16 protein-coding genes are annotated in these 20,949 nt (G+C 32.0%); 10 read left to right on the forward strand and 6 right to left on the reverse strand.

What is annotated here, in order from left to right; translation table 11 throughout:
* Nucleotides 1-563 precede the first annotated feature (563 nt).
* The 3 genes from MHM83_RS09730 to MHM83_RS09740 form a co-directional block, all read right to left on the reverse strand.
* Nucleotides 564-2,336 (reverse strand): ATP-binding protein, encoded by a 1,773-nt coding sequence (locus MHM83_RS09730; RefSeq protein ID WP_239179498.1) that lies wholly within the window; start codon nt 2,334-2,336, stop codon nt 564-566.
* Complete coding sequence (locus tag MHM83_RS09735; RefSeq protein ID WP_239179500.1) at nt 2,336-3,490, reverse strand: hypothetical protein; 1,155 nt, start codon at nt 3,488-3,490, stop codon at nt 2,336-2,338. The genes MHM83_RS09730 and MHM83_RS09735 overlap by 1 nt, the downstream gene beginning before the upstream one ends.
* Nucleotides 3,491-3,793: 303 nt before the next feature.
* A complete protein-coding gene (locus MHM83_RS09740; RefSeq protein WP_239179502.1) occupies nt 3,794-4,390 on the reverse strand; it encodes a Crp/Fnr family transcriptional regulator in 597 nt (198 codons plus the stop codon).
* Between the two features lie 71 nt (nt 4,391-4,461).
* On the opposite strand from MHM83_RS09740, the gene MHM83_RS09745 reads away from it, so the two are divergent.
* Entirely contained in the window at nt 4,462-4,875 is a 414-nt protein-coding gene (locus MHM83_RS09745; protein ID WP_239179504.1) for a group III truncated hemoglobin, read from the forward strand.
* Here MHM83_RS09745 and MHM83_RS09750 read toward each other — a convergent pair.
* The gene (locus tag MHM83_RS09750; RefSeq protein ID WP_239179506.1) at nt 4,865-5,203 is read right to left on the reverse strand and encodes a hypothetical protein; all 339 of its coding nucleotides are present in this window, start codon (nt 5,201-5,203) and stop codon (nt 4,865-4,867) included. The genes MHM83_RS09745 and MHM83_RS09750 overlap by 11 nt on opposite strands.
* Nucleotides 5,204-5,332: 129 nt before the next feature.
* Here MHM83_RS09750 and MHM83_RS09755 point away from each other — a divergent pair, with 129 nt between their 5' ends.
* The 8 genes from MHM83_RS09755 (at nt 5,333) to MHM83_RS09790 (ending at nt 15,797) form a co-directional block, all read left to right on the forward strand.
* On the forward strand, nt 5,333-7,351 hold the full coding sequence (locus MHM83_RS09755) for a VWA domain-containing protein (protein WP_239179508.1): 2,019 nt from the start codon (nt 5,333-5,335) through the stop codon (nt 7,349-7,351).
* Nucleotides 7,351-7,530 carry a CPXCG motif-containing cysteine-rich protein gene (locus MHM83_RS09760; protein ID WP_167714310.1) on the forward strand — a complete coding sequence of 60 codons (180 nt, stop codon included), beginning with the start codon at nt 7,351-7,353 and terminating at the stop codon, nt 7,528-7,530. Before MHM83_RS09755 ends, MHM83_RS09760 begins: the two co-directional genes overlap by 1 nt.
* 5 nt (nt 7,531-7,535) lie before the next feature.
* Nucleotides 7,536-7,934 carry an acyl-CoA thioesterase gene (locus MHM83_RS09765; RefSeq protein WP_047790498.1) on the forward strand — a complete coding sequence of 133 codons (399 nt, stop codon included), beginning with the start codon at nt 7,536-7,538 and terminating at the stop codon, nt 7,932-7,934.
* A 33-nt stretch (nt 7,935-7,967) separates the two neighbouring features.
* Complete coding sequence (locus MHM83_RS09770) at nt 7,968-8,306, forward strand: hypothetical protein (protein WP_159494602.1); 339 nt, start codon at nt 7,968-7,970, stop codon at nt 8,304-8,306.
* 121 nt (nt 8,307-8,427) lie between these two features.
* Nucleotides 8,428-12,738 (forward strand): CusA/CzcA family heavy metal efflux RND transporter, encoded by a 4,311-nt coding sequence (locus MHM83_RS09775; RefSeq protein WP_239179511.1) that lies wholly within the window; start codon nt 8,428-8,430, stop codon nt 12,736-12,738.
* 10 nt (nt 12,739-12,748) lie between these two features.
* Nucleotides 12,749-13,942: an efflux RND transporter periplasmic adaptor subunit gene (locus MHM83_RS09780; protein ID WP_159616766.1), complete on the forward strand. Its 1,194-nt coding sequence runs from the start codon at nt 12,749-12,751 to the stop codon at nt 13,940-13,942.
* Between the two features lie 87 nt (nt 13,943-14,029).
* Nucleotides 14,030-14,932 carry a cation diffusion facilitator family transporter gene (locus MHM83_RS09785; RefSeq protein WP_159616768.1) on the forward strand — a complete coding sequence of 301 codons (903 nt, stop codon included), beginning with the start codon at nt 14,030-14,032 and terminating at the stop codon, nt 14,930-14,932.
* A gap of 34 nt (nt 14,933-14,966) precedes the next feature.
* Nucleotides 14,967-15,797, forward strand: a complete 831-nt coding sequence (locus MHM83_RS09790) for a prohibitin family protein (RefSeq protein ID WP_159616770.1) — start codon at nt 14,967-14,969, stop codon at nt 15,795-15,797.
* A 70-nt stretch (nt 15,798-15,867) separates the two neighbouring features.
* Here the strand turns inward: MHM83_RS09790 and MHM83_RS09795 are convergent, their stop codons facing one another.
* Nucleotides 15,868-17,658, reverse strand: a complete 1,791-nt coding sequence (locus tag MHM83_RS09795; RefSeq protein ID WP_073182902.1) for a DEAD/DEAH box helicase — start codon at nt 17,656-17,658, stop codon at nt 15,868-15,870.
* Between the two features lie 126 nt (nt 17,659-17,784).
* Entirely contained in the window at nt 17,785-19,137 is a 1,353-nt protein-coding gene (locus tag MHM83_RS09800; protein WP_073182900.1) for a hypothetical protein, read from the reverse strand.
* Between the two features lie 178 nt (nt 19,138-19,315).
* Between MHM83_RS09800 and MHM83_RS09805 the strand changes: the two genes are divergently transcribed.
* Entirely contained in the window at nt 19,316-20,938 is a 1,623-nt protein-coding gene (locus MHM83_RS09805) for an ABC-F family ATP-binding cassette domain-containing protein (protein WP_047789534.1), read from the forward strand.
* Nucleotides 20,939-20,949 lie beyond the last annotated feature (11 nt).

Below are 20,949 nucleotides of genomic sequence, written 5' to 3' on the forward strand. Positions count from 1 at the left end.
TAATTATGTAACTCCAATAAACTTACTACAATATGTATATAAAATATTACGGAGTTTTATAAATCTATCAATTTTATTATTTATGACACACCTTATTGGATAGTCACCATAAGTGAGCTTCGCTGAGTTTTCCTCAACGCAACGAAACCATCAGCGAGCTTCGCTGAGCTTTCCTCAATGCAACGAAACTATCAGCGCGTCACGCTAAGCTTTCCTCAACGTAACGAAACCATCAGCGCGTCACGCTGGTCTTTTCTCAACACAACGAAACCGTCAGCGCGTCACGCTGAGCTTTTCTCAAGGCAATTAAACCATCAGCGACCCATGCCGTGGTGTCAACGGAGCATGCCGTGATATCAGCGACCCATGCCGTGGTGTCAACGGAGCACGCCGTAGTATCAGCGACCCATGCTGTAATATTAGCGAGCTTTCCTCACTGATATGTAAATACAATAAAGCGTGTAGAGAATTTTATAAACGAATTGTAACGTTTCATGTATGTTGTCGTAGCATCCTGTAAGGTGCTATGTTATGTACTATAGATATTGTTGTACATTCGTTTTTTAATCTTTCCATGATTTTGTTATTCCTTTAAAGTCTACTTTTTCAAACCATTCTTCCTTCCATTTTTCCAAATATGGGATGTCATTTGAAGATGGTTCATTATCACATCTGTCTACAAGAATTATAGAAGGCATAACTGTTGCTTCACCTATCAATAACGCTTCACCAGATTGTAGAGAAGGTAGAATATCAGTGACAGATCCTAAAGAGTCAGGTAGAAGTCTTTTTACATAATTTTGATCATCTGGATTAGTCAACCTCATTGCAATAAAATTATTGCATTGTGAAAATATGGTCTCGGAAAGCTCTGAAGGTCGCTGACTTATTATAGCTAATGATATCCCATATTTTCGACCTTCCTTTGCAATTCGCTCGATTGAAGATCTTGAGGATTTAAAACGGGCTAAATCACTTTTGGGTACATATTTATGAGCTTCCTCATATACTAAAAGTAAAGGCATATCATTGTCGCCAACTTGCTTTTTGTAATAGTAAGAGTAATCAAATAATAATCGAGATATTAATGAGACTGTAATGCTGAGAACTTCAAATGGTACACCACTTAAATCTACAATGGTAACATTTGATTTAGCATTTTTTCTATTCATATTATCATAGCCATAGCCTAAGAATTGTCTTAAAGTTTCTTCAAAACTTATATTTTTACTTTTATCTCCAAATAGAAATTGTCTTAATCTTTGAGAATCTACTTTAGTGTTTAATCTAGATACAAATTTATCTATTGATCCATCACTAAAAGATCCTTTTGAAATTCCATGACCAGCCGCTACACTTGCTCTTCTTGGAGAAGCAAACTCATAGACCTTTTTAAAGTAATGTTGATATTTTTCTGAGTCGGATTTAAATATTTTATTACCATCTGAAAATTGAATATCCAAATCGTTTTCTGTATGTTTTGTTTCTTTTCTTAAATTCTGAAAACAATTTAATATTTCATCAATATCAAAGTTAAGAGGACTGTCGAAGTATACTTTTGACTCAGAAGGGTTTTTATATATTTTATTCTCAGTGATGAGTGTACGCAATAATGATGATTGATTATAATTATTGTTATCACCTGATTCTAAGAATAGCTCCTCTAACTCATCTCCATTAAGTAACCAGTAGGGTAGTATTAAGTCATTTATAGTTATGCTATTTGATTCTGGAAAAGCAGAATTGTATTCCGAATGGATATCAAAAATTATTATGTGAGAATTATTTAATCCTTTAAAATCAGATTTTTTTTCTTGGGTGGCATTTTGTAAGACTTTTGCAGTGGTATGTGATTTACCCGAACCTGTGGAGCCTACAATCGCAAAGTGTTTATTGAAAAATCTATTTCCATTTACGGGTACATCAATTCTATCTTTTGAAGAATGTGAAAGCTGAGCAAAACAAAATCTCTCATAATTACTTTCTTTACTTCCACTTGAATAAATTGCTTTGATGTCTTCTTTAGAAGCTGTTGTAGCTTCTTTTGGTGGTAAAGCGATCGAATCACCGCCTCGCCTAAAAGCACCATCTTCAATAGTTCCTAGTGGATTGGCTTCAATTAAGTACTTTCTCTCTCCTCCTTCAGTAACTTCAATGAGAAAACTCTCAATAATTGCTATTAACTTTATGTCAGAGTTGTCATTATCTGCTATTTGAATATATGATCCTACTTTAAGCTGTTCAGCACCTTTAAAAGCGTTAAGGTCATCTATTTTTATTTTAACTTTATTAGGAAGGACTGCTATTACCTCACCATTTACTTTTTGATCTTCCATTAAATTATGTTTTTAATTTCTTCTACTTTTTGGACTTGAAATTTCAATTGTTTTTGAGCAAATGAAATGCTTAAAGGTGTTTCTAAATAGAACTGATATACTTCACCAGTTTTGTCGAGATTATTTATGATTTGGTTTAATTCAGATGGTTTATTAATGAATTTAAAAAAGAGCTTACTTTCAAAAGTTGGTTTTACTTTTATACTTGTTAGATTAAAGGGAGCGTTAAAAAAATCGTATCCATCACATATACGATACCCATCATTTTGTAAGTCAGTTTTTAATTTAATCAGTTTATGAGGTTCAATACCATGAAATAAAATATATGGAACGAACCTGTCTGATGCAGGAATTGTTTTTGTCTTGTTTTTACTCCATTTATTTTTTAGTGTAAGAACTAATTCCTTTAGCACGGAAATGCTTATGAGGTTATTTACTTCTACAACAAAAAACCTCTCGTGTGGCTCTTTATTTAATTGACTCTTGAAAAATTGGTTATGAATTAGTTTAACTCTTTTTTCCGCAGTCAATACATCATTAAATGCAGATTTAAAGACTATTTTTTTTCCTTCTGAAATAAGTTTGTCTAATTGTTCTTTAGAACAAGTTCTAAAGTTTTTCTTTGAAGGTTCATTTTTAGTCACAATATCTAGTAGGTGACTAGAAATTATTGAATAGTATAATTGTGCCTCTTCAACGGATTTAGAGTACTCTGTTTTTATTTTTTCTATTACTTCATTGTGCTGAGTAACAAAATCGTGCGCATGAATTAGGGTGAAGTTTTGGACAAATGATGTTTTTTCGGAAATACTATAATTACCTTTCTTATTGCCTAATATCGATTCTAATTCTGACAGGGAAAGTGTCTTGTTATTTGGAGCAACCCCTTTTAAATAAATAAAAAGAATAAACTTCTTGTACTTATCTAATTTATGCTGATCCAATAATTGTAATAAAGGTTTCTTTATTTTTTGCTTCTGTTGAGGAGCTGTATAGTCTGTATCATGATATTTAACTTGAACAAAATAATTATCAAACTCATAATCTTGAAGTTGCTCTATTCGAACAGTTATTGATGGATTATTAAATATTTCAATTATAGAACGATCAAATTGATATTTAAATCCTTTTATTGCCACATAAGCTCCATCCATTCTTTAGAATTTTCTTTTTTTTAGTAATGATGCCAACTCGTTATATGTCAAACTTTAGTTGTTTTATTCCGGAAAAAGCATGGGATAACATAAAATTTAGCAATTTTTATACGCTATCAAATATATTAAAACCAATGCTTTACCTAAAATAAAGTTATTAACGAGTTATTGTTATTTGTTAACTAATTATACAATTCCAGCAAACTTACTGCAAGGTGTGTACAAAATCTTACGGAATTCCATAAACCTATTAATTTTTATGGTTTGTAACACACTTTATTGAATGGTCTCTTTAGGAGAGCTTTAACGATATACCTTTCGTTTGCTAATTTTTACGTCTCCCTTTTTTTCTAAGGATTTTATTACTCGAATAACCGTTTCTACGCGTAAACCTAAAATATCAGCTATTTGCTGACGTGTATAGGCTACTTTAAACGAGTATTTTCCTTGAACTTTGTATACATCATCTTTTAAATAATTAATAAAGCGGAGTACTCTATGTGCAGGTTCTTGACTCGATATTTCGGAAGCAATAATGGCTTTGTAATACAAACGTTTGGCTAAACTTTGGGTGATTTTTAAGTGAATTTCAGGGTTGTCTTGCAATAATTTAAACAGGTTGCTTTTAGACAGGGCTAGAATTGTACTATCAGAAATAGCCACCGCATTGGCAGGATATTTTACATCAATAAATAAAGGTGGTTCACCAAAACTTTGGTTTTTATAAAATACCCCTTGAATAAATTCTTTACCATCATCATTAAAATTATTCATTTTAACCACTCCGCTTACTATTTGATAGTAGTAGTGCGCGGTTTGTTTTTCAGAGAAAATGATTTCGTCTTTTTGAAAATGTTTCGTTTCAGCGGTATATTTTAATAAGAGTTCTTCTGGAATCATTATGATTTAAGTCATAAATTGCAATAGCATAAAGATATACTTTTGTAGCGTATTTCAACAACGATTTGTAAATGGATAAAAGAGACATAGAAAATAGGGAAGATGTGTATAAGTTAGTATCAACCTTTTATAATGATAAAATTAGAAAAGATGATTTTATAGGGCCTATATTTTTGAAAACAATTCCAGAAGAAACTTGGGAATCTCATTTACAAAAACTCACCGATTTTTGGGAAACGAATTTGTTTTTTGTTAGAAAGTTTAAAGGAAACCCGATGAAAGCACATAAGGATGTAGATAGAGAGTTCGAATACTCTATCTATCAGGAGCACTTCGGACGCTGGTTGCAATTGTGGTTTGAAACGGTTGATGAACTTTTTGACGGAACAAAAGCGCATGAAGCTAAAGAAAGAGCACGAAACATAGCTTCTATGCTCTTTTTTAGAATGTTTGAAGCAAAGCCGAAGCCTACAACTACGACATAAGCAGGTAAAAAATCAACGAAATATTACCGAGTATATTAATAATAAATGCCCAAGCAATTATTTTAAAAGGACGTTGACTTATGGCAGCTGCATTAGCGCCCATAGCGGTTACACAAGCAAAAATTAGGGCAAATAAATTAACATCACCGTTTACAGCTAAAGCAGCTGTTATAGAGGCAATCATAGAGCCTACGGTAATTAATATAATGGATACACCAATGCTATTTCGTTCTCCTTCAGCAATTTTTTTATTGATGTAAGCCGTAATTCCCATGCTATTTGTTTTTTGAATTGTTTTATCAGTGGTTAAGTTTTCAGTAGTTACCATACATAATAGTTTTTAGTAAAATTATGTAACTGATAATTAGTTTTTTATGATTCAAGTCATAAATGAAAAAGAAGAAAAGGTGTTTTTATTTGTTAGATATTTTTATCTTCACATACTAAAATAAGCTGAGTGGAGTCAATAACTATAATTTACATTGTATTAGCCGTATTAATAAGCGTAGCCATTGCTTTTTTTCAATATTTCTATGAGGTAAAAAGAACTCCGAAAGTACATATCTTACTTTTTAGCTTAAAAGCCCTAAGTCTCTTTTTAATTGGGTTGCTACTCATTAATCCGAAGATAACAACTCTTGAAACTGAGAACATAAAACCTGTATTATCTGTATTGGTAGATAATTCACTATCTACTCAGTTTTTTAAAGAAGAAAAAAAGGTTCAAGAATTAGTATCAAAAGTAGAAAGCAACGAAGAGCTTCAAGATAAATTTAACGTACAATATTTTTCGTTTGGGAATGATATTAAGGTGTTGGATAGTTTATCGTTTGCTGAAACACAAACCAATATTTCAAAAGCAATTGATGCTGTTAGTGAGTTGAATAAAGATAAAAATGCAGCTACCATTTTAATAACTGATGGAAACCAAACCCAAGGGAATGACTACGAGTTTTCATCAGCAAAGCATAAAGTATTTCCTGTAGTTATAGGGGATACTATTCAATATCAAGACATTCAAATTTCACAGTTAAATGTGAACAAGTACAGCTATGTAAAGAACAAGTTTCCAGTTGAAGCATTGTTGTATTATGAAGGAAAAGAAACGGTAAACACTACTTTTTCAATCGTAAAAAACGGGAGCAGAGTTTTCTCAAAAAGAGTACGTTTTTCACCAGAAAATCCTGTGCAAACTGTTACCGCTAACTTAGTGTCTAATACCAAAGGAGTACACTATTACACAGCATCGATAAGTAGTATAGCGAATGAAAAAAACACAAAGAACAATTATAAAAGCTTTTCAGTTGAAGTTTTAGATGAACAAACCAAGGTTTTACTATTAAGTTCTTTCCTACACCCAGATTTAGGAGCACTTAAAAAAGCAATTGAGAGCAATAAACAACGTAAGGTAGATATTGCTTTGATACAAGATAGAAACATAGATTTAGATGCATATCAGTTTTTTGTTTTGTATCAGCCTAACAGTTATTTTAAAACCACTTTAGAAAAAATAACCTCTAATTTCTTACTGGTATCAGGAACTAAAACAGATTGGAACTTTTTGAATAGTCAAGGTTTGGGAGTTCAAAAAAGAGCCATCAATCAAAAAGAAGAATATACCGCAATTTACAATCCAGATTTTCTAACTTTTTATCAAGAGGATATAGGTTTCGGTCAATTTCCGCCACTAAAAGACAAGTTTGGAGAAGTACAGCTTAAAAAAGAATCTCAAAGCTTGTTATATCAGAAGTATGCAGGAGTAGAAACCACACAACCGTTATTATCAACCTTTGAAGAGAATGATAAAAAGTACGCAGTACTATTTGGTGAGGGTATTTGGAAATGGAGAGCAGCCAGTTATTTAAAAGAGAAAAACTTTGAAAGCTTTGATACGTTTGTAGGAAATTTGGTTCAGTATTTAGCATCCACTAAAAAGAGGAAACGTTTAGAGGTAAAAGCGCAACGTTTGTATGCAGCTAATGAACCTATAACTATAAGTGCATTTTATGTTGATAAAAACTATCAGTTTGATAGCAGAGCATCTTTAGAGCTCACAGTAACTAATTTAGAAACAAAAGCTAAAAAGAGTATTCCGTTTTCGTTATTTAACAACTCATATCAAGTTGCTGTTGAAGGATTAGCCTCAGGAGAATATTCATATACCGTAACTGTAAAGAATCAAAATATAAGTAGCTCAGGTAGGTTTAAAATTGAAGATTATCAGATAGAAGAGCAGTTTACCAATGCTAATTTTAAAAAATTAGAACAGCTAGCGTTAAAAACAAACGGAGCAATTGCTTATGTAGATAAAGTTGACGAATTATTAAAAAAGATACAAGAAGATGCATCTTTTTATACCACTCAAAAGTCTATTACCAAAAAACAAAGTTTAGTTGATTGGAAATGGTTGTTATTATTGATTATAGTTTTATTGTCAATAGAGTGGTTTGTTAGAAAATACTATGGTAAAATATGATGTATGAGCATTTTTTTCAATGTCCACATTGTTGGGAAGAAATTTCTATGTTGTTGGATGCTAGTACATCTGAGACCTATGTAGAAGATTGTGAGGTATGTTGTAATCCTATACAAATAACTTTTACCTTTGTAAATAACGATTTAATAGCTTTTGAAGCTAAAAATATAGAACAATAAATACGATGAGATTTCACACACGTAAATGGGTAAAACCAGAAGATTTAAATCCTAACGGAACACTTTTTGGAGGACGATTATTACAATGGATTGATGAAGAAGTAGCGTTATATGCTATTATTCAGCTAGAAATTCCTAAAACAGTAACCAAGTTTATGTCTGAAATAAATTTTGTTAGTTCAGCAAAGCAAGGAGACATTGTAGAAATAGGAATTGATGTAGTAAAGTTTGGAACAACATCTATTACCTTAAGCTGTGAGGTTCGTAACAAAATAACTCGAAAAACAATTATCGCAATTGATAAAATTGTTATGGTAAGTTTGGATGAAGAAGGAAGCCCTTTTGCGCATGGTAAAACAAAAATTGAATACGTTAAAGACAGATTGGATAAAGAAGGTTCATAAAATTTTATAATTTTGTAACTCTAAACTAGATTAGTGAAAAAAAGCATCATCATATTATTAACTTTACTGTTAATTGTGCCTCCTTTAGAAGCACATGTAGATGCTATTGTTTTTGAAAGCGAAACTGAGGTTCATGTTGAAAGTTTTAATACTTTGCATCAAGATGAACATCATGAAAATGATACAGAAGAAGAAAAAAACAAAGAACACCACCATCATTGTAACGTAATTACAATTACAGCAGATTTTATTCCGACTGACTATAGTTATAACATTCCTATTTTCTTAGAAGTAAGAAACCGTATTAACTTCTATAGAAACACCTATTATAATTCATACTTATCGGCTATTTTCCAGCCACCTAAGTCTTAATTCTATTTTATTATTAAAAACAGCGGTAGCTCTTGTGTAAACAAGAACTACAAACTGTTGTACCGATTATTTAATAATAACCGGTAGAAATTATGTTACAATAGAATTAAATCAATACAAAATGTTAGATAGCATTATCAAATTTTCAATTAAAAATAAATTGATTATTGGAGCATTGGTTGTCGCATTAATAGGCTGGGGAATTTACTCTCTAAAACAATTACCTATTGATGCTGTACCAGATATTACCAATAATCAGGTGCAAATAATAACATCAGCACCTTCACAATCAGCCCAAGATATAGAACGTTTAGTGACGTTTCCTATAGAAATTACCATGTCAAACATTCCAGATATCGAAGAAATTCGTTCTTTCTCTCGATTTGGATTAAGTGTCGTTACAATCGTTTTTAAAGAAAGTACCGATATTTATTGGGCGCGTCAACAAATTAGTGAACGGTTAATAGAAGCCAAAAATCAAATTCCTGATGGAGTAGGAACACCTGAAATGGCGCCTGTAACTACAGGATTGGGTGAGATTTATCAATATACACTATATGCTAAAAAAGGATATGAAAAACAATACGACGCAATGGAGTTACGCTCTATTCAAGATTGGATTGTTCGTCGCCAACTCTTAGGAATTGAAGGTGTGGCAGATGTAAGTAGTTTTGGAGGATTTTTAAAGCAATATGAAGTAGCTATTGAACCAGAACGCTTACAATCGTTAAATGTTAGTATAAATGAAGTTTTTGAGGCACTATCTAAGAACAATCAAAATACAGGAGGAGCGTATATAGATAAAAACCCGAAAGCGTACTTTATTAGAAGTGAAGGATTAATAAAAACTCCAGAAGACATTCAGAATATCGTCATAAAAAACAATGTAAATGGAACACCTATCTTGATGAAAGATATAGGCAAGGTTCAATTAGGACATGCGGTACGATATGGCGCAATGACAAGAAATACCGATGGAGAAGTGGTAGGTGCTATTGTTATGATGTTAAAAGGAGCCAATTCTTCAAAGGTGATTGAAAATGTAAAAGAAAGAATTGCACAAATAGAAAAAAGTTTGCCAGAAGGAGTTGCTATAAAACCCTTTTTAGATAGAACTAAATTAGTAGACAAAGCCATAAAAACGGTATCAACCAACCTTATTGAAGGGGCTTTAATTGTTATTTTTATTTTGGTGCTGTTGTTAGGAAACTTACGAGCAGGTTTAATCGTAGCATCGGTTATTCCGTTAGCAATGCTGTTTGCCATTAGTTTGATGAATGTGTTCGGAGTTTCTGGAAACTTAATGAGTTTAGGAGCAATTGACTTTGGTATTATTGTAGACGGTTCTGTAATTATTGTAGAAGCAACACTACATCACTTAGGGTTAAAAAAATCAGGAACCCAATTAACCCAAGATCAAATGGATGATGAAGTGTACGAATCAGCTTCAAAAATAAGAACAAGTGCGGCTTTTGGAGAAATCATTATTCTTATTGTGTACTTACCAATTCTTGCCTTGGTAGGTATTGAAGGAAAAATGTTTAAACCAATGGCATTAACCGTAAGTTTTGCAATTTTAGGAGCCTTTTTACTATCGCTTACTTATGTACCTATGATGAGTTCGTTGTTTTTAAAGAAAACAATCAATAACAAGAAGAATATTTCAGATAAAATCATCACAGCGATACAAAATGTATATACCCCAATACTCAACTTTGTGCTAACTCATAAAGTAAAAGTAGTGATAGGTTCAGTAGCTATTTTTATACTCAGCTTAGTCACTTTTTCTAAAATGGGATCAGAGTTTATTCCTTCTTTGGATGAAGGAGATTTGGCAGTGCAAGCTATTGTATCAACAGGAAGTTCACTTTCATATACCATCGATGTTTCTAACCAAGCATCAGCGCTGTTAATGAAAGAGTTTCCTGACGAAATAGAGCAAGTTGTAAGTAGAATAGGTTCTTCTGAAATTCCTACAGACCCAATGCCCATAGAGGCTTCAGACATCATTATTATTTTAAAAGAAAAAGAGGAATGGACAAAAGCTAGCACGAAGAATGAATTGACAGAAAAAATGCAACAATTGTTGGATGAAAACATGCTAGGTGTTTCTTTCGGTTTTCAACAGCCTATTCAAATGCGATTTAATGAGTTGATGACGGGTGCTAGGCAAGATGTTGTACTTAAGATTTATGGAGAAGATCTAGACAAATTGGTAAAATATGCTAATCAGCTAAGTAGAATTATTCCAGATGTAGAAGGAGCCGAAGATGTGTATGTTGAAAAAATGACGGGACTACAACAAATTGTAATTGAGTATAACAGAAGTCAGTTAGCCTATTATGGACTCAACATTGAAGATGTAAATACGACTGTTAATGCAGCTTTTGCAGGTCAAAGTGCAGGATCAGTGTATGAAGGTGAAAAGCGTTACGATTTGGTAGTGCGTTTAGCAAAAAACAGAAGAGCTAGTATAGAAGATATTCGTAAACTATACATTACAACTCCAACCGGGGCACAAATTCCGTTAACAGCAGTAGCGTCTGTAGATTTTAAAACGGGACCAAATCAAATTCAAAGAGATGATGCTAAGCGTAGAATAACAGTTGGTTTTAATGTAAGAGGACGTGATGTAGCTAGTATTGTAAACGAATTAAAAAGCAAAGTTTCAGATAAAATAACATTCGATCCGGGATATTATATTACGTATGGAGGAACTTTTAAAAATTTAGAAGAGGCTCGTGCCAGATTAGGCGTTGCAGTACCAGTAGCGTTATTACTCATCTTTTTGTTACTATATTTTACATTTAAATCTATTAAACAAAGTGTATTGATATTTACTGCCATACCGATGTCTGCTATTGGTGGAATTTTCGCTTTATGGTTACGTGGAATGCCTTTTTCAATTTCAGCAGGAGTAGGTTTTATAGCCTTATTTGGTGTAGCAGTGCTAAACGGAATTGTTTTAATTGCTGAGTTTAATCGTTTAAAGGCCACTGGAGTATCAGATCTTACAGAAATTGTTAAAAAAGGAACTTCGGTGCGTTTGCGTCCTGTTATTATGACCGCAGCTGTGGCTTCATTAGGGTTTTTACCTATGGCATTATCATCCTCAGCAGGAGCAGAGGTACAAAAGCCTTTAGCTACCGTAGTAATTGGAGGATTGGTGTCTGCAACTTTACTAACCTTACTTATTTTACCTGTGTTGTATATGCTTTTTGAAAAGAAAGTAAACTTAAAAGCGAAAAAGAGTATAGTAACTGTAGTAGTATTTGCAATTGGAGTTTTTGGAGTTCAAGCACAAGAAGTGCCTCAAAAGTTAACAGAACAACAAGTTATTGATTTGGCGTTGCAAAAATCGGTATTGATGAAAAAGTCAATCTTAGCGATTGAAAAATCGAAAGCAGGTATAAGTAGAGCGATTGAATTGAATCCGACAACAGTTCAATATCAAGATGTTGGTGTGGCCAATGGTATAGCGGAAAAAGAATGGTCTGTGAATCAGAATTTCGGTTCTATTTTAACGCATATTCAAAAAAAGAAGTTGGCTAAAGAGAAAAATAATTTAGCAACGATTAATAATAACATAACAAAGAAAGAAACAGTAAGAAAGGCTAGAAGTTTATATCAACAGTGGAACTATTTGTATGGGTTGTTATCGCTAATGGAAGAGCAGCAGCTTAGTACCAATCAAATAAAAGAAATAGCTGGTAAGTTGCATGCATCTGGAGAAATAGGAGGATTAGAAAACGATTTAACCTCTTTACAATCGTTAGGAGTACAGTCACAAAAAAACAAAACATATAAGAACTTTATTCAAGTAGAGAATGAACTAAAGCAGTTATTACAAATTGATTATTTGATACAACCGCTTGAAAAACTACCTCAAAAAAAGGACTTTTTAATTCAAAAAGACTCGTTGTCAAAAGACTTTATCAAAAGTTTAGAGCAACAAAATAAGGTAGCTGCTAAAGGTGTGTCTGTAGCAAAATCAATATATTTTCCTGCATTAACAGCTGGTGTAATTAATAGAAAAACAGGAAATGAGAACAGCTATACAGGTTTTAATGTAGGAGTAAATATTCCACTTTCTTTTTGGTCTAATAATGCAAAAATAAAAGAGCAAAAAATTATACAAGAAGAAATAGCTTATGAAAATAATAATAGAGCTATGGTAATTCAGAATAATTATAAAAGCTTACAAGAACAGCTTACGTATTTAAATGAAGAGTTGGTAAGTATTCACTCAACAGTTACACAAGCGCAAAAGTTTATAAAAAAGCTAGCACTAGCTTATAAAGTAGGAGAGATTGATGCCTACCAATATAATCAGAGTTTTACCGCTTATTTTCAGGTAATGCAAAACTATTTATCACTGGTTAATAATTTTAACCAAACAGTAATAGCCTACGAGTTTTATATAAAAGAATAAAAATATAGACATGAAAAAATTAGTAATAGTATTAGTAACTATCATTATTGTTGTTAGTTGTAACTCAATAAAAGAAGATCATTCAGACCACGATCATGCAACAGCAGAAAAAACAACACAAAATGTAACGAACGATGAAGATCATAATGAAAATGGAATTCATTTAACTCAACAACAAATCGTGACAGCTAAAATAGAGACAGCTACAATCGAAAAAAGAAAGATTAGAGAAAAAGTAGCAGTAACAGGAACGATAGAGGTGCCACCACAAAGCAAAGCCACTATATATGCGCCTTTAGAAGCGTTTGTTTATAAAACAGATTTGTTGCCTGGTGATAAGGTGAAAAAAGGACAAACAGTAGCAGTATTACAGCATCCTAACTTTATAGAGTTACAGTATGCGTACCTTGAAGCAGTAAATAAACTAAAAGTAGCTAAGGCAGATTATGAAAGAAAGAAAATGTTGTTAGAAAATGATATTACCTCCAAAAAATCATTTCAAATAGCAGAAGGAAGTTATCGATCTGCAAAAAGTTTAGCGAATAGCTATGTAGCACAATTAAAAATGGCAGGATTATCACCTACTACAGTTGCAGCTAATGGGATTCAGCAATATGTATATGTAAAAGCTCCAATCTCTGGTTATGTTGTAGAGAACAATTTGAATAAAGGAATGTTTTTAGCAGCTAACTCGGAGATGATGGAAATAATAGATAATGATCATATGCATGCAGAATTAAATGTTTTTGGAACTGATATAACAAAAATAAAGAAGGGAGATGAGTTTGAATTTCAACCATCTGGAATTGATGTAGCTTATAGAGGGTATATAAAATTGATTAGTCAGAAAGTAAATGACCAAACGAAAACGGTAAATGTGCATGGGCATTTTGAAGATGAGCAAAATCGATTAAAAGCAGGAATGTTTATCAATGCTCAGATTTTGTTAGGAGGAGATGAAGTATACGCTGTTCCTGAAGAAGCAGTCATAGAAAATGAAGGAGAACATTTTGTTTTTGTTAAAAAATCAGCAGATGAATTTATACCTGTTGAGGTAACTGTTGGAGGTTCGGATAATGGATTTGTAGCAATAAAAACAATTCAAGAAGATAATTACAACGTAACTATTGTAACTAAAGGAGCACACTTTTTAAAAGGAAAACTATTACAAATGGCAGGCGGAATGGAAGGTCATGCCCATTAACAAAACAACAAGCGATTATTTGATCCATAATCGCTTGTTTAGTTGTAATGCATCTTTTTTATACATTTAAAGTCAATTTATAAAAACATGGGACACAACCATCACCATCATTCACATGGAAACTCTACAGGGAATATAGCTGTAGCTTTTTTTCTTAATCTAGCTTTTACAATTATTGAATTTATTGGAGGCTTTTATACCAATAGTTTGGCTATTATGTCAGATGCACTGCATGATTTAGGCGATAGCTTAAGTTTAGGGCTATCTTGGTATTTTCAAAAAAAATCGACAAAAAAGGCAAACAAGAAGTATTCTTACGGGTATAAACGATTTTCTCTTTTAGGTGCTATTATCAATTCGATAGTATTGGTAATAGGTTCAGTGTTTATTATTAAAGAAGCAATTCCTCGAATTATCAATCCAGAAAGCGCAGATGCCAAAGGCATGATGTGGTTAGCCGTTTTAGGAATTATAGTAAACGGTGCTGCTGTATTGAAGTTAAAAAAAGGAACTTCAATTAATGAACGAGTAGTTTCATTACATCTATTAGAAGATGTACTAGGTTGGGTAGTAGTACTGTTAGCAAGTATTGTAATGCAATTTTGGAATGTACCAGTATTAGATCCTGTTTTATCTATCGCTATTGCTGGTTTTGTACTGTACAATGTGTATAAAAATATTAAGGAGAGTCTTAGAATCATATTACAAGGAACTCCTGAAAATATTTCTGTAGAAGAAATTCAACAAAGAATAGTTTCTATGAAAGGTGTAGAGAGTATTCATGACTGTCATTTATGGACTATGGATGGAGAGTATAATGTATTTACAGCTCATTTAGTACTAAAAGACAAAGAGACCTCTTGGGAAAAATGGTATAAAATGAAGCAAGAAATTAAACAGGTTTTGCATGATGATTTTCATTTTGAACATATTACTCTTGAACTTGAATTTACATCACAAGAATGCGATTATGAAAACTGTGGTTCATAAATTTAATTGTACATTTGAGTAAAACATATAAAAAATGACAAGAAATCAAGTAGAGTTAAAGTTTCCGAAATTTGGATTGTTAATTCCTATAGCCATAGTTTTAATAATTTTTGTAGCAAAATCTACGGTAACAATCAATTCAGGAGAGGCAGGAGTATTGTATAAAACGTTTGGAGGAGGAGTTGTAACAGATGAGCCACCATTAGGAGAAGGTTTTCATGTAGTTGCTCCATGGAATAAGGTGCATGTATATGAAGTAAGACAGCAAGAGCTTTTTGAAAAAATGAAAGTGTTGTCATCTAACGGATTAGAAATTCAAATAGATGCATCCGCTTGGTACCAACCAGTTTATAAAGATTTAGGAAACTTACATCAAACACTAGGTGAAAATTATTTACAACGTGTAATTCAACCAGCAATTCGTTCAGCAGCTCGTAGTGTAGTTGGTCGTTATACACCAGAGCAGTTATATTCTAGTAAAAGAGATGCTATTCAAGATGAAATATTTATAGAGACAAAAAAAATATTAGAAAAACAGTATGTTCAGTTAAATGAAATTTTAGTTAGAGATGTAACCTTGCCATCAACTATTAAAGAAGCAATTGAACGAAAATTAAAACAAGAGCAAGAGTCTTTAGAATATGAGTTTAGATTAGTAACAGCTCAAAAAGAAGCAGAAAAGCAAATTATTGAAGCAAAAGGTAAAGCTGACGCCAATAGAATTTTAAGTGCATCGTTAACAGATAAAATTTTACAAGATAAAGGTATTGAAGCTACAAACAGGTTAGCTAATTCTACTAACAGCAAAGTTGTTATTATTGGTTCTGGTAAAAGTGGAATGCCAATTATTTTAGGGAATCAATAAATTTTATTTTGAATCTCATAATAAAAAAAGCAACTCATTTGAGTTGCTTTTTTATTTGATTGCTTTTAAATTAATCTCTTCTACGTTTTCTACCAAAACCTGCAGCAGGTTTGTTATCATTTCTTCTTGAAGAGTTGTTTTCGTTACGTCTTCTACCAAAACTTTTTCTGCTATCAGTAGGCTTATCACTTCTACGTTTTTTACCATTGAATCCGCCACCACTTCTACGTGATTTTCTTCCACCACCACTACGATCGTTTTTAGTAATTTCGATATTCACTGATCGCCCATTAAAATCTGGATCATTTGCTGCGAAGGCATCTAAAGTTTCTTTTTCGAAGTTTTTATCGATTTCAAAGAAAGAAAAAGTATCTAATATATCTATAGCTCCAATTTCAATTTTATCACCTATGTTCTGATCGTTGATTAAACCAATTAACTTGGCTGGGTTTAAACGATCTTTTCTTCCTAAATTGATGAAGAAACGGGTCATGTTTTCACTAGAAGAGCGTCCTCTTGAATTTTCTCTTGAAGATAAGTTGTTTAAATCAGGAGCATTTTCGTAGTAAGATAAGAAGGTGTTAAACTCTAAAGAAACAAACTTTTGAATTAACTCTTCACGACTTAAATCTTCTAATTTTTCGTAAATACTTGGTAAAAAACCTTCAATTTGTTCTGTGTTTACCTCAGTATTATGAACTTTATCAATTAAATGAAATAATTGGTTTTGACATATTTCCTTGCCAGATGGAATAGGAGTGTGAACAAATTGTTTTTTTATAATACGTTCAATAGGACGTAACCTGCCTTGTTCTTTTTTGCTTACTAAAGCAATAGAAACTCCCTTGTTACCGGCTCTACCAGTTCTACCACTACGGTGATTGTAGTTTTCAATTTGATCTGGTAATTTATGATTAATAACGTGTGTTAAGTTGTTAACATCCAATCCACGAGCAGCAACATCAGTAGCTACTAATATTTGAATGTTCTTTTTACGAAACTTCTCCATTACAGAGTCACGTTGAGCTTGTGATAAATCACCATGTAAAGAATCAGCATTATAACCATCTCTAATAAGATTATTAGCTACTTCTTGTGTTTCTCTACGTGTTCTACAGAAAACAATTCCGTAAATATCAGGGTTTAAATCAGCTACTCTTTTTAAAGCAGGGTAACGAGTTTTTTCGTTTACTAAGTAATACTCATGACTTACATTATCTGAGCCTTGGTTTTTTTGTCCTGATGTAACTTCTACAGGGTTAGTCATGTAGTTTTTTGCAATATCTTCTACTTCTCTAGGAAAAGTTGCAGAAAACAATAATGTTTGTTTGGTGTTTGGTGTAGCTTCTAAAACTTGGTCTAGTTCATCTTTAAAGCCCATGTTAAGCATTTCATCAGCTTCGTCAAGTACTAACCATTGTACATTACCAAGCTTTAAAGCTCTTCTTTTAATTAAGTCTACAGTTCTACCAGGAGTACCTACAACTATTTGAACACCTTTTTTAAGTTTTCTTATTTGCTCTTCAATGTTAGCTCCACCATAAACAGTAGCTACTTTTAAGTTAGGTAAATACTTTGAAAAGTCTTCAATGTTTTTTCCTATTTGTACTGCTAGTTCACGAGTAGGAGATAAGATGATTGCTTGTGTGTGTGTGCTTGTTTGATCAGCAAGTTCAATAATAGGCAAACTAAAGGCAGCAGTTTTACCTGTACCTGTTTGTGCAAATGCTTTTAAATCTTCTGTAGAAGAAATTATTTGTGGAATTGCTTTTTCTTGAATTACTGTTGGCTTTTCATAACCTAAATCGGTTAATGCCTTATTGATAGGTTCTTGTAAACCTAAATCTAAAAATGTTGACATACTGTGTTTTTAGAGAACCCACAGATGCCCCTCCGCGAATTCTATAATTAATATTAATTAAATCGTTTTAGCACGATTTTTTTTGGACGGTGCAAAAGTACACTAAATAAAATGAATAGAGGCTAACTATTTTGTTTTTTGTAAGTTGCTTATTTCTAGATTTATATCTTTAGCAGATAAGCTAGTATAACCATTTTGAATAATTCCGTTTTTATCAACTAAAATCATACGAGGAAATTTACTGGTGGTAAAATCACATACGGCACTTTCGCTAGGTATGGTGTATTGATATTTTACATCTACGTTTTTTGTAAATCTTTTAGAAGAGTCGCACAAATTAACAAGAACAAAATTAATATCAGGATTTTTTTTAACTAAATAATTGAAACGAGAAGAAACCCAATCATCTGATGCATACTCGTAGTTTTTTAATAAAACAACAGTGTTTTTATTTTTAGAAATGTTAGAAAACTCTTTTAACTCTCCGTCTGCTGCAATTAGTTTGAAAGGAGGTAATTTCTCTCCTTTATTTAGAACTTTTAAATCATTAATCAAACGCTGAACATTTTTTTTATGCTCGTTGTTGGTGTTTAACTTAAAAAAAGTAAAAAATGCTTCACTTTTAACTTCGCTACTAGGCTCTTCGTAAAAATTACGAATAACAGCATTGTACAACATTTTATTTTTAACAGTCTCGAGAGTTACATTTTCGTTAATGGCATGCAAAAGATTTTGTGTGAATTTATCAGTTTTCACTCCGTTACTTTTCTGATAAGCATCATTATTAATTTTTTCCATCACGAATCTGTAGTAAGGTCCATAAAACATCAAAGAGTCTTTATTAGGAGCCTTTTCACGGTAACTGTAATAAGAACTACTAAAATTTTGAATGTTATTATTTAAATTTTTAATAGCATATTGTTCTAATCTAGTATATAAAGGGAAGTTTAAAGATATATCAAAAACATCTAAAAAACCAGAAACATCATTACTGTTAGTTTTATAGTTTTCAAGAATAATCTTTTTATCTGATTTCATTGAATCTATCTTAGCCAAAAATTCATTTTTAGGTAAAGAAAGATATGCGAAGGTATTTTTAAAATCTTGCTCATATTGTAAAAAGGACTCTAACAAGAGATTATTACGTTCAGCATTTATACCGCTAAAAACTAATGATTCATCAAAGTCCCATGTATTCAGTCTAATTAACAAACTATCAGAAGGTTGCATGTATACATATTGAAGCTCATTACCATGATGAAAGATGTATAAACCTTCTTTAAATTTCTTATAGCTACCTAGGAACGTATTGTTTTTGCTAAGAGGTATAGTGTCGTTAAAATCGTAATTGTCTGATAATACAACAAAATCACATTTAGGATTGATAATTTTACCTCCAAAATAGGTAGGCTTATCCTTATCAGACTTATTACATCCAATAAACACAATTAATATGAGAGGTATAAAATACTTAATCATAATTCAAATTATCCTAAATATTAAAGTTCAAAAATAGATAACTCTTTAATATTAGGCTGTTAATTCGTTGTTAAAAACGAATTTAAACGAGCCAAAAGTAAGATGTTAAAAACTTTAATGCAAATTCTTTTATAGTCTTTAGTTTTTATATTTTTGCACGGAATTTAAAAAAATATACATGTTATCAGTTTCTAATTTATCAGTTCAGTTTGGAAAACGTGTTTTGTTTGATGAAGTAAACACAAAGTTTACTCAAGGAAATTGCTACGGAATTATCGGAGCAAATGGAGCGGGAAAATCTACATTTTTAAAGATTTTATCAGGAAAACAAGAACCAACTTCAGGGCAAGTTCATTTAGAACCAGGAAAGAGAATGTCTGTATTAACACAAGATCATTATGCTTTTGATGAGTATACTGCCTTAGAAGCTGTGTTAATGGGAAACAAAGAACTGCACAAAATAAAATCAGAAATAGATGCATTATATGCTGATTATTCTGACGAAAATGCAGAAAAAATTGGTGAGTTGCAAGTTCGTTTTGAAGAAATGGACGGTTGGAACGCCGATGCTTCTGCTGCAAGTTTACTGTCAAATTTGGGTATTAAAGAAGAAGATCATTACACATTATTATCAGAATTAGATTCTAAGAAAAAAGTACGTGTATTATTGGCACAAGCTTTATTTGGGAATCCTGATGTATTAATCATGGATGAGCCTACAAACGATTTGGATTTTGAAACTATTTCTTGGTTAGAAAATTTCTTAGCAAATTATGATAACACAGTAATTGTAGTATCTCATGACCGTCACTTTTTAGATGCTGTTTGTACGCATATTTCTGATATAGACTTTGGAAAAATTAATCATTATTCAGGAAATTATACTTTCTGGTATGAGTCTTCTCAATTAGCAGCTAAACAAAGAGCTCAACAAAATAAAAAGGCAGAAGATAAAAAGAAAGAATTAGAAGAGTTTATTCGTCGTTTTTCTGCAAACGTGGCTAAATCTAAACAAGCAACTTCACGTAAGAAAATGATTGAGAAACTAAATGTTGATGAAATTAAACCTTCTTCACGTCGTTATCCTGCAATTATTTTTGAAAGAGATAGAGAAGCGGGAGACCAGATTTTAAATATTGAAGGTTTATCAAAAAAGGATGCAGAAGGAGAGTTATTGTTTTCAAATGTTGATATTAATTTGAATAGAGGAGATAAAGTTGCCGTTATTTCTAAAAACTCTAAAGCAACTACAGCTTTTTATCAAGTAATTTCAGGTAATGAAGAAGCAGATTCAGGTAAATATAGTTGGGGTGTAACAACTACTCAATCGTATTTACCAGCAGATAACTCTGCTTATTTTCAAAATGGAGAGTTAAATTTAGTAGATTGGTTACGTCAATACGCACAAACTGAAGAGGAGAGAGAGGAAGTATTTTTAAGAGGTTTCTTAGGAAAAATGATTTTCTCAGGAGAAGAGGCTTTAAAGAAAAGTAATGTATTATCTGGAGGAGAGAAAGTACGTTGTATGCTATCTCGTATGATGATGACAAGAGCTAATATTTTAATGCTAGATGAACCAACAAATCACCTAGATTTAGAGTCTATTCAAGCGTTGAATAATTCATTAATAAACTTCAAGGGAACTGTATTGTTTACTACACATGACCATGAGTTTGCACAAACAGTAGCTAATAGAATAATAGAGATTACACCTAAAGGGATTATTGATAAGTATGCTACTTTCGATGAATATTTAGAGGACTCTAAAGTAAAAGAATTAAGAGAGAAAATGTATTCTTAAATTATTAATTA

Source organism: Tenacibaculum sp. Mcav3-52 (genome assembly GCF_022347665.1).
Lineage (GTDB): Bacteria > Bacteroidota > Bacteroidia > Flavobacteriales > Flavobacteriaceae > Polaribacter > Polaribacter mesophilus.

Excerpts from the sequence above, each read along its gene's own strand:
- MHM83_RS09730 (WP_239179498.1), bottom strand. The coding sequence starts at position 2,336 with ATGGAAGATCAAAAAGTAAATGGTGAGGTAATAGCAGTCCTTCCTAAT.
- MHM83_RS09735 (WP_239179500.1), bottom strand. The coding sequence starts at position 3,490 with ATGGATGGAGCTTATGTGGCAATAAAAGGATTTAAATATCAATTTGAT.
- MHM83_RS09740 (WP_239179502.1), bottom strand. The coding sequence starts at position 4,390 with ATGATTCCAGAAGAACTCTTATTAAAATATACCGCTGAAACGAAACAT.
- MHM83_RS09745 (WP_239179504.1), top strand. The coding sequence starts at position 4,462 with ATGGATAAAAGAGACATAGAAAATAGGGAAGATGTGTATAAGTTAGTA.
- MHM83_RS09750 (WP_239179506.1), bottom strand. The coding sequence starts at position 5,203 with ATGGTAACTACTGAAAACTTAACCACTGATAAAACAATTCAAAAAACA.
- MHM83_RS09760 (WP_167714310.1), top strand. The coding sequence starts at position 7,351 with ATGTATGAGCATTTTTTTCAATGTCCACATTGTTGGGAAGAAATTTCT.
- MHM83_RS09765 (WP_047790498.1), top strand. The coding sequence starts at position 7,536 with ATGAGATTTCACACACGTAAATGGGTAAAACCAGAAGATTTAAATCCT.
- MHM83_RS09775 (WP_239179511.1), top strand. The coding sequence starts at position 8,428 with ATGTTAGATAGCATTATCAAATTTTCAATTAAAAATAAATTGATTATT.
- MHM83_RS09780 (WP_159616766.1), top strand. The coding sequence starts at position 12,749 with ATGAAAAAATTAGTAATAGTATTAGTAACTATCATTATTGTTGTTAGT.
- MHM83_RS09785 (WP_159616768.1), top strand. The coding sequence starts at position 14,030 with ATGGGACACAACCATCACCATCATTCACATGGAAACTCTACAGGGAAT.
- MHM83_RS09790 (WP_159616770.1), top strand. The coding sequence starts at position 14,967 with ATGACAAGAAATCAAGTAGAGTTAAAGTTTCCGAAATTTGGATTGTTA.
- MHM83_RS09795 (WP_073182902.1), bottom strand. The coding sequence starts at position 17,658 with ATGTCAACATTTTTAGATTTAGGTTTACAAGAACCTATCAATAAGGCA.
- MHM83_RS09800 (WP_073182900.1), bottom strand. The coding sequence starts at position 19,137 with ATGATTAAGTATTTTATACCTCTCATATTAATTGTGTTTATTGGATGT.
- MHM83_RS09805 (WP_047789534.1), top strand. The coding sequence starts at position 19,316 with ATGTTATCAGTTTCTAATTTATCAGTTCAGTTTGGAAAACGTGTTTTG.